This window comes from Lentibacillus salinarum, assembly GCF_042679865.1.
Lineage (GTDB): Bacteria > Bacillota > Bacilli > Bacillales > Amphibacillaceae > Lentibacillus > Lentibacillus salinarum.
This window is the reverse complement of sequence record NZ_JBHTNH010000029.1, coordinates 1-13,689: the sequence shown is the minus strand read 5'-3', so window position 1 is coordinate 13,689 and position 13,689 is coordinate 1. Positions and strand designations below refer to the sequence as shown.

11 protein-coding genes and 1 other annotated feature are annotated in these 13,689 nt (G+C 44.9%); of the genes, 2 read left to right on the top strand and 9 right to left on the bottom strand.

What is annotated here, in order from left to right:
* Positions 1-8: 8 nt before the first annotated feature.
* Complete coding sequence (locus ACFQ4A_RS14630) at positions 9-2,654, bottom strand: valine--tRNA ligase (protein ID WP_382401937.1); 2,646 nt, start codon at positions 2,652-2,654, stop codon at positions 9-11.
* Positions 2,655-2,710: 56 nt separating this feature from the next.
* Positions 2,711-2,937: a binding site (T-box leader), on the bottom strand.
* Positions 2,938-3,055: 118 nt separating this feature from the next.
* Between ACFQ4A_RS14630 and ACFQ4A_RS14625 the strand changes: the two genes are divergently transcribed.
* A complete protein-coding gene (locus ACFQ4A_RS14625; RefSeq protein WP_382401935.1) occupies positions 3,056-3,244 on the top strand; it encodes a hypothetical protein in 189 nt (62 codons plus the stop codon).
* On the opposite strand, the gene ACFQ4A_RS14620 is transcribed toward ACFQ4A_RS14625, so the two are convergent.
* From ACFQ4A_RS14620 to hemA, 8 genes are all read right to left on the bottom strand, one after another.
* Positions 3,241-4,254: a phosphotransferase gene (locus ACFQ4A_RS14620; protein ID WP_382401933.1), complete on the bottom strand. Its 1,014-nt coding sequence runs from the start codon at positions 4,252-4,254 to the stop codon at positions 3,241-3,243. The genes ACFQ4A_RS14625 and ACFQ4A_RS14620 overlap by 4 nt on opposite strands.
* 135 nt (positions 4,255-4,389) lie before the next feature.
* Positions 4,390-5,454 carry a stage VI sporulation protein D gene (spoVID, locus tag ACFQ4A_RS14615; RefSeq protein WP_382401931.1) on the bottom strand — a complete coding sequence of 355 codons (1,065 nt, stop codon included), beginning with the start codon at positions 5,452-5,454 and terminating at the stop codon, positions 4,390-4,392.
* A gap of 527 nt (positions 5,455-5,981) precedes the next feature.
* Positions 5,982-7,271, bottom strand: coding sequence for a glutamate-1-semialdehyde 2,1-aminomutase (gene hemL / locus ACFQ4A_RS14610; protein WP_382401929.1), 1,290 nt, complete (start codon positions 7,269-7,271; stop codon positions 5,982-5,984).
* A gap of 234 nt (positions 7,272-7,505) precedes the next feature.
* Positions 7,506-8,486, bottom strand: coding sequence for a porphobilinogen synthase (gene hemB, locus ACFQ4A_RS14605; protein ID WP_382401928.1), 981 nt, complete (start codon positions 8,484-8,486; stop codon positions 7,506-7,508).
* A gap of 5 nt (positions 8,487-8,491) precedes the next feature.
* Positions 8,492-9,265 carry a uroporphyrinogen-III synthase gene (locus ACFQ4A_RS14600; RefSeq protein WP_382401927.1) on the bottom strand — a complete coding sequence of 258 codons (774 nt, stop codon included), beginning with the start codon at positions 9,263-9,265 and terminating at the stop codon, positions 8,492-8,494.
* The gene (hemC, locus tag ACFQ4A_RS14595) at positions 9,265-10,194 is read right to left on the bottom strand and encodes a hydroxymethylbilane synthase (protein WP_382401925.1); all 930 of its coding nucleotides are present in this window, start codon (positions 10,192-10,194) and stop codon (positions 9,265-9,267) included. Before hemC ends, ACFQ4A_RS14600 begins: the two co-directional genes overlap by 1 nt.
* Positions 10,195-10,213: 19 nt before the next feature.
* Entirely contained in the window at positions 10,214-11,035 is an 822-nt protein-coding gene (locus ACFQ4A_RS14590; protein WP_382401923.1) for a cytochrome C assembly family protein, read from the bottom strand.
* Positions 11,036-11,053: 18 nt separating this feature from the next.
* Entirely contained in the window at positions 11,054-12,424 is a 1,371-nt protein-coding gene (hemA, locus tag ACFQ4A_RS14585) for a glutamyl-tRNA reductase (protein ID WP_382401921.1), read from the bottom strand.
* Positions 12,425-12,658: 234 nt separating this feature from the next.
* On the opposite strand from hemA, the gene ACFQ4A_RS14580 reads away from it, so the two are divergent.
* Positions 12,659-13,150 carry a LiaI-LiaF-like domain-containing protein gene (locus tag ACFQ4A_RS14580; RefSeq protein ID WP_382401919.1) on the top strand — a complete coding sequence of 164 codons (492 nt, stop codon included), beginning with the start codon at positions 12,659-12,661 and terminating at the stop codon, positions 13,148-13,150.
* The last annotated feature ends 539 nt before the right edge of the window (positions 13,151-13,689 follow it).

The following is a 13,689-nucleotide window of genomic DNA, read 5'->3' as shown; positions in this document are numbered from 1 at the left end:
TCTCTTAATTATGACTTTAATTCTTCTAGCCGCTTTTTCACTTTAGCTTGCTTTTCCAAGTAATCGTTCTCTTTCTGTCGTTCCTCATTGACTACATGTTGTGGCGCTTTAGTGACAAACCCTTCATTTGCCAGTTTCTTCTGGACACGTGCCACTTCTTTTGTCCATTTCGCCAGTTCTTTTTCCAGCCGATCGATTTCTTTATCAAAATCAATCAGCCCTTCAAGCGGCAGAAATAACTCTGCTCCGGTGACAACCGCTGACATCGCTTTTTCAGGTGCTTCCACATCGGTAGCAATCGTTAGTTCACTAGGGTTGCAGAAACGGTCCAAATAGCTGCGGTTGTTGTCTAGTTCATTCATGATGTCTTCATTTTCTGTCTTGATAGACAGCTTGATTTGTTTGGACAATGGCGTGTCCACTTCTGCCCGGATATTCCGAACTGACTTGATTATGGAAACGAGCCGCTTCATTTCATTGGCTGCTGTTTCATCATGAAATGCAGGGTTGGCTTCCGGCCATTTGGCAATCGTGATTGATTCCCCCTTGTGTGGGAGCTGTTGCCAGATTTCTTCGGTAATAAATGGCATATAGGGATGCAGCATACGCATCGTCTGATCAAGGACATGAGCGAGAACTGAACGTGTTGTCTGTTTCTGTTCCACGTCATCGCCATACAGCGGCAGTTTGGCCATTTCAATATACCAGTCACACAGTTCATCCCAGATGAAGTTGTATAAATGGCGACCTGCTTCACCAAATTCATATTTGTTCGTGTTTTTGGTAACCTGTTCGATTGTTTCATTTAATCGGGTCAAAATCCACTTATCTGCCAGTGACTTTTCCCTGTTCAAATCAATATCAGCATAGCTGAAGTTTTCCATATTCATTAAAGAAAAACGGGAAGCATTCCACACTTTGTTGGCAAAATTCCATGTGGCTTCAACCTTTTCCCAATGGAAGCGCAAATCCTGTCCCGGTGTCGAACCCGTTAATAAGAAATATCTTAATGAATCGGCACCGTACTTGTCAATCACATCCATTGGGTCAACCCCGTTGCCGAGCGACTTGCTCATCTTCCGCCCTTCTGCATCGCGAATCAGGCCGTGGATCAGCACGTCTTTAAACGGACGCTTACCCGTGAACTGTCTGGATTGGAAAATCATCCGGGCTACCCAGAAAAAGATGATATCGTATCCGGTAACAAGCACATCCGTCGGGAAATAACGTTTGAAGTCTTCTGCTTCTGTATCAGGCCAGCCCATTGTCGAGAACGGCCATAGTGCAGAAGAAAACCATGTATCGAGCACATCCTCATCCTGCTCCCAGTTTTCAATATCGGCCGGTGCTTCTTTGCCGACATACAGTTCACCTGTCTCTTTATGGTACCAGGCCGGAATCCTATGACCCCACCACAGCTGACGGGAGATGCACCAGTCACGGATATTTTCCATCCAATGCAGATACGTCTGCTCAAACCGCTCCGGTACAAAATGGACCTTACCATCATCATTTTGGAGATCAATCGCAGCATCTGCAAGTGGTTGCATGTTCACAAACCATTGCGTCGACAAATACGGCTCAACAACCGCGCCACTCCGTTCAGAATGGCCAACCTGATGCACATGGTCTTCAATGTCAAACAGAACACCTTGTTCCTGTAGATCTTTTACAATTTGTTTCCGGCATTCAAACCGATCCATCCCCTGATATCGGCCAGCGTTTTCATTCATTGATCCATCCTCATGCATGACCAGGACGCGCTGAAGATCATGACGGTTACCAATCTCAAAGTCATTCGGATCATGGGCAGGCGTTATTTTCACAGCGCCGGATCCCATTTCCATGTCGACATATGAATCCGCAACGATTTCCATCTCACGTCCGACAATTGGCAGGACAACCGTTTTGCCGATCAAATGCTGATAACGTTCATCATCGGGATGTACCGCAACCGCTGTATCCCCAAGCATCGTTTCCGGACGAGTTGTAGCGATTTCAATCGTTTCATCACTGTCTTTAATCGGATAACGCATATGGTAGAATTTGCCCTGAACTTCCGCGTATTCGACTTCGATATCAGAAAGAGCCGTCTTTGTATCCGGATCCCAGTTGATAATGTATTCGCCACGGTAGATCAGTTCTTTTTCATACAGGCTGACAAAAACTTCTCTCACAGCATCAGACAATCCGTCATCCAGCGTGAACCGTTCCCGTGAGTAATCCAGCCCAAGACCTAATTTTTCCCATTGTGACCGGATAAAATTAGCATATTCCTCTTTCCAGTCCCAGGAAACGTCCAAAAACTTCTCCCTCCCGAGATCGTGCCGGTTCTCGCCTTGTTCTTTCAGTTTGGCTTCCACTTTTGCCTGAGTCGCAATGCCCGCATGGTCCATGCCAGGCAGCCATAGCACATCATAGCCCTGCATCCGCTTCATCCGTGAAATCGTATCCTGCATTGTCGTGTCCCACGCATGACCCAAATGCAGGCGACCTGTCACGTTCGGCGGCGGAATGACAATGGTAAACGGCTCTCCCGCCCCATCCCCGGTCGCCTCAAAAAATTTGCCGTCCACCCAAAACCGGTAACGGTCTTTTTCAATGTCACGCGGATTATACTTGGATGACATGGATGTTTGATTTTCTGCACCCATCAAAAATTCCTCCCTTTTGCATTTTTTCGAGCCATTAAAAAAATCCTTCCATCCAAAAAAAGGACGAAAAGGATCTAATTCCGTGGTACCACCTTTATTCATGGGCAAACCATACCCATGCACTCTCATAACATGATAACGGACAGCAGCCGGCTCCCTCTACTGAATTCAAAGAAGCAGCATCATGGGCGACCTTCCAGAATAATACTACCCGGGAAATTCCCACCATCATTCCCTCTCTTCGTGGTCATCAATCTGTACTCTTCCCAATCATCGCTTATACATATTGATTTTATTTTACCGTTTTTTAATAACAAAATCAACTATTGGCATAAGGATGACACAAAACAGCCTGTCATATACATAGAATATGACAGTATACAGGAAGAGGTGAATGCAATATGGCCCGTTACTATCGCTACCGACTGCCACCATGGGCAAGAAACTGTATCATTGTCATTGAAAAAGTGACACTTCCAATATTAATGTTTCAATTAATCCGCACACTTCTTTTTCCGTCGTCTCTGGATGTCTTTTTGCTTGGGGCGCTCGTCGGGTTGTTTATTGCTTTTTATTTGGAATGGATTTAGGTTTCGGATTCATCAGCCGATTTAGAGCTGTCGTCAGTAAATTCCGCAAGTTCGGCCCACTCAAGGCCGAGTTTGATTCGCCGAAAAGCAGCTTCCAGCAATTGGGTCCATTTGATCATAGTTTGCTGGTTATGATTCGTAATATATTGATCAATCAGCGCTATGTAATGAGAAGGATCCAGTAAATAAATCGTCAACAGATGTCTTTCACTTGTTTTCAAGGGATTATACCGGTTATAGGCCGAAAATAAATCGCTTAATTGTGTGGGTTGCTGATCATAATGCCTTGTCAGACTGTGAAGCAGCCTGGACAGATCCACAACAGGGTGGTCATAGGCGGCCTGTTCCCAATTAAGCAAATATGTTTGCCGATGATGGCGGAAATGTGATAACGCTAAATGTCCGTGACATAAACTACCATACCACTCGTGCTCGCTTTCTAGCTCATCAATAAAACGGCCGATATGATGATCCAATTCTGCAAACACCTTCACCAGTACATGGAAATGTGTACAAACCTGTAGTTCAAACGGGGACATATAGCGATTTCGTTCAAACCGGTCCACGTACTTTAATAAGGCATGGTACGATTCGGCGTTTTTCCGCTGGTAATCTGAAAAATGACTTATAATGGAGGCTGTATCAATTGAAATAACCCGTCTTGTCCGGGCATGAACCTCCCCAATGGCTTCACAGGCATCGCGGATAACCTGCTCGTAACTTGGCTGATGGTCAGGAATCCATGGTGTCAGATAATAATAGGAATCTTCTGCTGTCACATATAAGTGGGATTGGCGGGTTAAGTACACCGGCAGAATCGTTGATAACTGCAAAGCATATGCCTGATGATAGACATGTTCCCATGCTGCCACCGTATTTTCCGTCAATCTGCTATGTTTCAGGGCATAGACATGATGGCCGTCACTCACTTTATAGAGACGTTGTGATACTTGCTCAATACGATACGGATGGACGCCATACGCTTTTAATATGTTCTTTATGGTTACCACACTGCGTTTTCACCACCTTCTCTTGAAAGGAACCCCGACATCACCTTTCCAGAATCAGATAATAGACTACCTGATTTAACCCATTGTTAAAGGAAGTAGATACCCCTTACCGGCAAAGCAAGGGGTCCTCATTGATCATGACTGTTTCTTATATGGAATATATAATAGTTGACCTTCTTCCAAATTGTCTTCAGCAAGGCGATTTTGTTTTAATAGTTGGAGTGCGGATATGTCATACCTTTCAGCAATGGACTCGACCGTATCGTTTCCCTGAACGATACACAGGCGCATTTTTGTATATGTTTCGTCGTCGCCATCACCCTTAAACATGTCTGCCAAGTAACGAACATCCTCTGGGGACGCCGAACTTTCATAACCTTCATAACTGTCATTGTCATAACCTGACTCTGTATACTCAACCACTGCTGGTGACGCCGCTGAACTCTCAGGTGATTCCGCTTCCGGTGGGTTCTTCGCCTGTTCCGGACTCTCTTTCTGATCGGTTCCGAAAAATTCAGCTAGTGTCTGAGATTTTTTATGTTTCCATCGTTCTTTTTCCGAAGAAGGTGATTCCACTTCCGGCTGCTGATCAGCCGTCTGCAGCCCTTCCTGGGACAAAACAGGAGGAGGCCCTGTATCACCGGTCTCATCCGGTTCCACTTCTTCCTTATCCAATTTTAAATCAAAGGCAAACGATTCGTCAGTCCGGACCGGAGCAGGTGACTCGGCTTGTGTGTCATTTTCAGATGCATGAGCTGGTTCATCTCGGATACCGTGTATTTCGACTGTTGAACTTAGCTTCAACTGATTTGGATTGGGGATTTCATAATCAAACGATTCGATACCGACGGTCACATCATTCGTATCGGTTACGCGATAGGCCGGAACAGAAATTTCAACAGGAAAACGATGTGTAAATTCAGCCTGGCCATCGTCAAGGTTGACGACCCTTTCAATGTATCGTTTTGAATGGCGGTCATCAAACTCAAGTCCGTCCTCTTCTTCATCCTGGGACAAATGGTCTTTTCGATAGGAACCTGTTAGTTCAATCACTCCCCTGATTGATATATAATCATGTAGTGGCTGTATGGCAATTTCCGGGTCAAGTGAAATGCCTGTCATTTCACCAACTTCCTGTCCTTTCTCAAAAAAAAGTGATTCATCAAGGTCAAAACGGAATATTTCCCGGTTGTTTTCCAAATGATTTCCTCCTTTCTCCATATATTCCATATACTTATATGTCTCAGTTCAACTATATGACGCTATACGGGATGATATGCGCTTATATGGAAAAAGGTCCGGTGCTTTTCTTCAGGATGATTTGTATGACGTTGCTTTCCCAGCAGGAGTCGCGCGACATACGCTAATTCGATAATTTTAACACCAACAACAAACGATGTGCTAACAGCTTTTCATTATGAAGGTATACTAAGAAAAACTCGGCTCCCGCCTCGTCTTTCCAGAGGTCAGAGGCCGGAAGTCAGACTTGAAGAAATCGGCGAACCAGCCGATTTCACGATTGAAGACTCCATTCGAAATGCTATACTTTCTGATCTTATAAGAAAAAACGCTGACGCGTCTTTTCAGATGCCAGAAGTCAGAAGTCGGATTGAAAGAAACCGAAGTAGCCGATTTCTTTATTGAAAACGTCGCCCAAAATTTTATAGTTTCTTATCTTTTAAAAAAGCTATTCCGGTAAGGCCGGAATAGCTTTTTTCTGTCAGTGTCTATTTCTCTATACTGGAAAACGCTTTGCGTGCTGCTTTGATTGCTTTATCAATATCTTCATCGGTATGGGCCGTGGACAGGAATAAGCCCTCAAATTGGGATGGTGGTAAAAAGATGCCCTCTTCAATCATAGCCCGGTAGTATTGGGCGAAATAGTCCACATTTGCGCTTTGCGCTGTTTCGAAATCAACGACCGGCTCATTCGTAAAGAAAAAGCCAACCATTGATCCGGCCCGATTAACCTGGAGCGGAACGTCATAATCGATAGCCGCCTGCTTATAGCCTTCAACCAGTTTATCCACTTTTTGATTGATCGCAACATAGGATGACGCATCGAGGGCTTTCAACGTTTCATAACCCGCCGTCATGGCAAGTGGATTACCGGATAATGTACCTGCCTGATAAATCGAACCGGTAGGCGCAACACTTTCAATGATGTCGCGTCTGCCGCCATACGCCCCAACAGGCAGGCCACCGCCGATCACTTTCCCTAAACATGTCATATCCGGTGTCACACCAAAATAACCCTGTGCACCATGATAGCCAACCCGGAAGCCTGTCATCACTTCATCAAGAATCAGCAGGGTGCCATTATCCGCCGTGATCTTTCGCAGTTCCTGTAGGAAGTTTTCCTGTGGTGGAACAACGCCCATATTGCCGGAAACCGGCTCAACAATGACAGCGGCCAGTTCCTCACCATATTCAGAAAAGGCATAGCGGACACTTTCCATATCGTTATATGGAACCGTTATCGTATTTTCAGCAATTGATTCCGGTACCCCGGGACTATCGGGCAGTCCGAGAGTGGCAACACCAGAACCGGCTTTTATCAGAAGCGAATCACCATGACCGTGATAGTTGCCTTGAAATTTCAGGATTTTGTTGCGGCCGGTGTACCCGCGGGCAACCCGCAATGCACTCATGGTCGCCTCTGTTCCCGAGTTGACCATTCGCACCATCTCAATTGACGGCACACGGTCGATGATAAGCTCGGCAAGCTTATTTTCCTGTACCGTTGATGCCCCAAAGCTTGTCCCTTTTTCCGCAGCATCTTTTAAGGCGGATACGACACGATCGTCGGCATGTCCTAAAATCAAGGGCCCCCAGCTCAGGACAAAATCAATGTATTCATTTCCGTCAATATCCGTTATTTTAGAACCTTTTCCCTGTTCCATAAAGATTGGCGACATTCCAACCGATTTAAACGCCCGGACAGGTGAATTGACACCACCAGGAATTAAATCAACCGCTTGTTTATACGCATCCTGTGACTTTTCAAATTGACGCATCATACTTCACCCCAATAAAAATTATTATCACACATCTAACTGGTACTAATCTCCCATAAAATGGGGGTAATTGCCAGTAAATCCGGTTCTGTTCAGGCCTGCAGGAAGCAGGTCACAAAAAAGTTGCAACAGGACAAGGAAAGCTGCGACAGCAATATATCGCGCGAAGAAAAATGCTTTCCTTTTTCGAGGACAATGTCGTATTTAGCCTTTGTTCCTTATTCTTTAGCGGCGTTACCCCTGAAGCCATTTTGCCACATCTTTGGCAAAATACGAAATGATCAGGTCTGCACCCGCTCGTTTCATAGCTGTTAATTTTTCAAGTACTAGTTCTTTTTCGTCAATCCAGCCATTTAACGCAGCCGCTTTTACCATGGCATATTCTCCACTAACATTATACGCGACAACTGGCGCATTAACATGACTGCGCACATCACGGACGATATCCAAAAATGACAGAGCGGGTTTCACAATCAAAAAGTCGGCACCCTCTGCGATATCTGACTCTGCTTCTCTTAATGCTTCCCGGCGGTTTGACGGGTCCATTTGATAGGTTTTACGGTCGCCAAACTGTGGCGTGCTATCAGCGGCATCACGAAACGGACCGTAAAATGCGGAGGCATATTTGACAGCATATGACATAATTGGAATATTGTGGAATCCTGCTTCATCCAACGCCTGACGAATAACTGTCACAAACCCGTCCATCATATTGGAAGGCGCAATAATGTCCGCCCCTGCCTCGGCTTGTGACACAGCCGTTTTAGCGTGCAGTTTCAATGATTCATCATTATCGACATCATGATTGTGGATAACGCCGCAATGGCCATGGGATGTATATTCGCATAGGCATGTATCAGCTACGACGAGCATTTCTGGAACCTCTTCCTTGATGAGACGGGTTGCCTGCTGAACAATCCCGCTCTCACTAAACGCGCCAGTTCCCTGTTCGTCTTTTTCATTCGGAACACCAAACAGCATGACCGCTTTAATGCCGAGTGATTGCAGTTCCGCCATCTCTTCTTTAACATAGTCTAGCGAAATTTGGTAAACACCTGGCATGGACGGCACTTCGTTTTTAATATTGTTCCCCTCAATGATAAAGAGTGGATAAATGAAATCATCCATTTGCAGGTGACTTTCACGGACAAGTGACCGCATGGCCGCTGATGAACGCAGGCGTCGATGCCGTTTGAATTCCCATTCATGTGTCATGATATCTACCCTTTCTGTTCGAAATAGTTTTCCAATCGGACCAGCATATCATCAATTGTAAACGTATCCGGAACAATCAGATTGCCGAGTCCCAGTTCAGCTGCTCGTTTTTCTGTTGTCGTACCGATACAGCAGACGGGCACAGCGTTATCAAGCTGGACGTCTTTCATCGTCATAAACGCGTCGACCGATGACGGACTGGTAAATGTCATCGCGTCAAGGTAATGTTTTTTCAATGTAGCATTTAATCGATCTTTCATCGCGTCATGATAGCCTGTTGCATAGACCTCCATTGTCTGATAGCGGATGCCCTGGTTATTGAACCAATTCGGAAGTATGTCTCGCGACAGGTTCCCCCTGATAAGCAGAACCGGTTCTTCCAGATGTGAATGCCTGGCGAAGAATTCGTTTGTCATGGTTTCGGCATTATAGGTTGTGGGCGTAAAATCAGCTTGATAGCCGTAAGTTTCCAGCGCTTGGGCTGTTTTACGCCCGACAGCGGCAAATTTGCTTTCTGATAAACATGTATGATCCATTCGCTCCTCATGTAAAAGATTAAAAAAACAGTGAACGCCATTCGTACTCGTGAAAAATAACCACTTGTACGAGTCACGGTTACGGAGAAGCTGTCGATTGGGCTGATTGTGCTGACACCTGATTTTCAGCAATGGTACTAGCACGGGTATACCGCCATACTGCAACACCTTGTCAGCAAAGTCATTTGCCTGTTTTTCTTCCCGGGTGATTAAAATACGCTTTCCCTGTAAAACGGAAACCATTAACTGTCAAGCTCCTGTTTGACTTGATCAACAATGGTTTTGGCACCACGAATGATCAATTTTTCTGCTGCTTCTGTTCCAACCGCTTCCGGATCAGTTCCGCGCACATCCTCCCGTAGCACAGTTTTGCCGTCGGTTGTGCCGACAAAAGCTGTCAGGGCAATTTCATCATTTTCCAGACGGGCATACCCTCCAATTGGTACCGAACAGCTCCCTTCCAGCAAACCGAGAAATGTTCTTTCCGCTGTCACCGTCTGGGCCGTATCCTGATCGTTTATCCGTGCTAAAAGCTCACGTAGCTCATGATCTTCTTCACGGCATTCAATCGCCAGTGCCCCCTGTCCGACTGAAGGGACACACACATCCGGCTCCAAATATTCCGTGATCAGTTCTTCACTTAACCCGACACGCTTCAAACCAGATACCGCTAAAATAATCGCATCATAATCTTCTTCATGCAATTTCCGGATACGTGATTCAATATTGCCCCTGATCCATTTAATCTCCAGATCAGGCCGTTCCGCCAAAATTTGCGCCTTCCGTCTTAAACTGCTTGTACCGACAATCGATCCTGCCGGCAGATCCTTTAACGGTATATTATTTTTGGCGATATAGGCATCACGGTGATCCTCCCTGACCGGAATCGTTGTGATCACAAGTCCCTCTGGCATTTCAGACGGCATATCTTTCATGCTGTGGACGGCCAGATCAATCTCTTTTTCATACATGGCTCGTTCGATTTCCTTAACAAAAAGAGCCTTACCACCAACTTTTGACAAGGTGACATCAAGAATCTGATCGCCTTTGGTGACAATTTTTTTCACTTCAAATTCGTTGGTGATCCCGGCTTTTTTCAGCTGGTCAATCACCCATTCTGTCTGGGTTAATGCCAGATTACTTTTTCTCGTCCCAACAACAATACGACGCATCCGGATTCCTCCTCAGTTTCTATTGTAAATGAAAATTCGATAGATTGCTGAACAAAAAGAAGTTAATCAATAATATGAGAAATGCTGCCACGTTATAGGTCGATATGGCTTTCCCTTGATAGCCTTTCCCCAGTCGCAGCAAGAGGTATAATGTATAAACACCAAGTACAAGCAGTGATCCGATTGTCTTCAAATCAAACCAGTAAAATTCAGCATCTGCGGCATACGCCCAGCCCACCCCGAGTATAATGGCAATGGTCAATAGCGGGACCCCGACTGTTACAGATTTGAAGGAGTACATATCGAGCTGTGTCAGATCACCAATCCGCCGAACCCAGCGGAACCCTTTTTTTTGCTTCAAAAATCGGTATTGGATGAGATACATGAGCGAAAAAATAAATGATACGGTGAAAAATCCGTATGCCATAATAGCCAGTGTGACATGGGCTATCAGCATTTCGTGAACCAGTTCTATGCCTGGTCCCTGCATATGTTCTGCAGCATTCGTGGAAATCGATAATAAAAGAATGAAAAAACCAAGCAGATTAATTAAAAACAGCATAAATGGCATGCGAGACCATTTACTGAGAATGAGCGAAAAGGCAATCAGTATCCAGGCATAAAAAGATAAACCATCATACAAGGTCAAAACCGGAAAACGTTTCGCCACAATGACTTGCTGTAATAAAAAAACGGTTTGCAGAAGCCAAACCATACTAAGCAACCAGAAGGCTATGCTGCTCGCCTTCCGGTTATTTTGGATAATATTTATAAAGTACCCTACCAGGCTCAAGCCATAAATGATCAGCATGATTTCATAAAGCCATTTTACGTCATCCATCGTGGAAGTCCTTTCATTCTACCGGGCCGATAGACTGTTCATGGTGGAAAAGGGCACGTTTTCAGCTGTTTCATTTATGGTGGAGCCATTCTTTTTTGCCTGCCGTTGCAGTTCTTCTTTCACGTCATCTTCTATCCCGAAAATCGCGACAAATTGCTGCAGGGCTTCTTCTTTCTGATTGGTTGCAGCCAATTCTTTAGCCTGTGTAACTGGCTGTTTTAACAACTGATTAACAATGCTCTTCGTATGTTTGTTCAATACTTTTCTCTCACGTGCCGTTAAATCCGGGATTTTCCGTTCAATACTTTTCATTGTTTCCGCCTGAATGGACAACGCTTTTTGCCGCAGGGCCGAAATAACCGGAACGACGCCAAGTGTCTGAACCCACTCATTAAACGCAACGATTTCGCCTTCAATCATAAGTTCGATGTTTTCCGCTGCCGCTTTCCTGGCTTCCAGATTTTCATCCACGATATGCTGAAGATCATCGATATCGTACAGGAATACATTATCCAGCTCACTGATCCCCGGATCCAAATCTCTCGGAACAGCAATATCAACCAAGAATAGCGGTCTGCCTTTGCGGCTTTTTTGAAAAGCTTCAACCGATTCCTTTGTTAATACAGTTGAATCAGAGCCAGTTGAACTAATCAGGATATCTGCATCTGCCAGCAGTTCATATAATTGTTCAGCAGGTTTCGCCTCTCCCTGAAATGTTTCCGCAAGCGCCTCGGCTTTGGCAAATGTCCGGTTGACAACCGTTATATTAGTGGCACCAGAGCCGTGAATATTTTTAGCGGCCAATTCGCCCATTTTGCCGGCACCGTTAATGATAACGTGCTTTTTCTGTAAATCACCAAAAATTTTCCTGGCCAATTCCACCGCCGCATAACTGACGGATACGGCATGTTCGCCAATCGCTGTTTCTTTGTGTGCCTTCTTGGCAAATGTGATGGCCTGCTTGAACAGTTCATTAAAAATCGTGCCGGTCGTTTGCTTATCCTGAGCCGTCAAGAATACATGTTTCAGCTGTCCCAGTATTTGAGTTTCGCCTAAGACCATCGAGTCAACACCTGAGGCAACCCGGAACAAATGGTCAACCGCTGCATCACTTTCCAATATGCGCAAATATGGGGCAATTGTTTCTTTATCGACCTGAAACCAATCTGCCAGAAATTGTTTAATATAATAACGTCCTGTATGTACCTGATCAACCACTGCATAGACTTCTGTCCGGTTACAGGTGGAAATAATCACGTTTTCCAGGATGCTTTTCCGTTCCTTCAGCTGTACCATCGCCTGATCAATCATATCTTCGGAAATAACATACCGTTCTCTGATTTCCAGCGGGGCTGATTTGTAATTAAAACCAACTTTAAGTAAATGCACGCTAATACCCCCAACAAAATCATCAGTTAATCTTCATTATAACATGGACACGTGATGATATTGTCTTAAAATGTGAACAGATTTTGAAACAAAAAACCAAGTCATTTCATGATCCATTGTATGTCAATCCGTTTGTACCTTATCACACGCTTATGTGAGACGCAAGAAATATACTAGGGCAGACAATCTGTGCGGATTAAAGCTTCAGACGCTTAAGGATGACAGGGGAGGAAGGTGGTCAGTTTGAAACGACAACATTCATTTGCGGCATACGTATTGATTGGCGTTGGCGTTTTCTTTTTGTTGCGCGAATTTGACATTCCGATTATAACCGATTTTTATTCCTGGCCAACACTGCTTATTATAATCGGAATGGCATTACTTATTCATAGCTATACTGCTAAAGATTACCAGCATTTGTTTAGCGGAACGATTGTGCTGGGGCTCGGCATCCATTTACACGGACTTAGCCACTATCCGTTCTGGATTGATCACTGGGCCGTGTATCCATTATTGGTCGGGATAGCGTTTATCGTCCGCAGCCTGAGAACAAGGCGGGGGCTCTTCGTCGGTATTGTGATCAGTTCCCTTTCTGTTTTCCTGATTCTATCTGTCCGCCTGCCTGCAGCATTTCACTGGGTTTATGACGTCATGGCATGGCTTGATCGGCTCTGGCCACTCATTCTAATTGGTATCGGCATCTTCTGGCTGAAAAAGAAAAAATAAAGTGAAAATTCATTCAGTGGAATGCTTTTCTCCACTGAATATAAGGAACAAAGGCTAAGTTCACAACATCGTGTTGTAACGCCTTTGTGACCTGCATCCTGCAGGCCCGAACAGAATCGGACATTTACAGGCAGTTAAACCCTGTTTTCTCAGGGGTTTTACTGTCTGTTATATGCGGGATAAAGTGAAACTTCATTCAGTGGAGTGCTTTTCTCCACTGAATATAAGGAACAAAGGCTAAGTTCACAACATCGTGTTGTAACGCCTTTGTGACCTGCATCCTGCAGGCCCGAACAGAATCGGCCTTTAAGGCAGTTGCGCCAACCTCTCTTTTTGTTTACATAAAATTTTGAAGCTAGAGCTTACTGCCTGTTAAGGGGAATCCTCCCCGCTTTGGGGATGGATTCGTTTAAGAGGTTGTTCAAAACCCCCATGTCTTGTCAGACACCGCAATAAATGAAAATGGGGGTTAGCGGTTTAATTGTAAAGAATCCTGTACATTATGTTAATGCAGGTCAGAGGTCGCCTCTTTTTTGGTG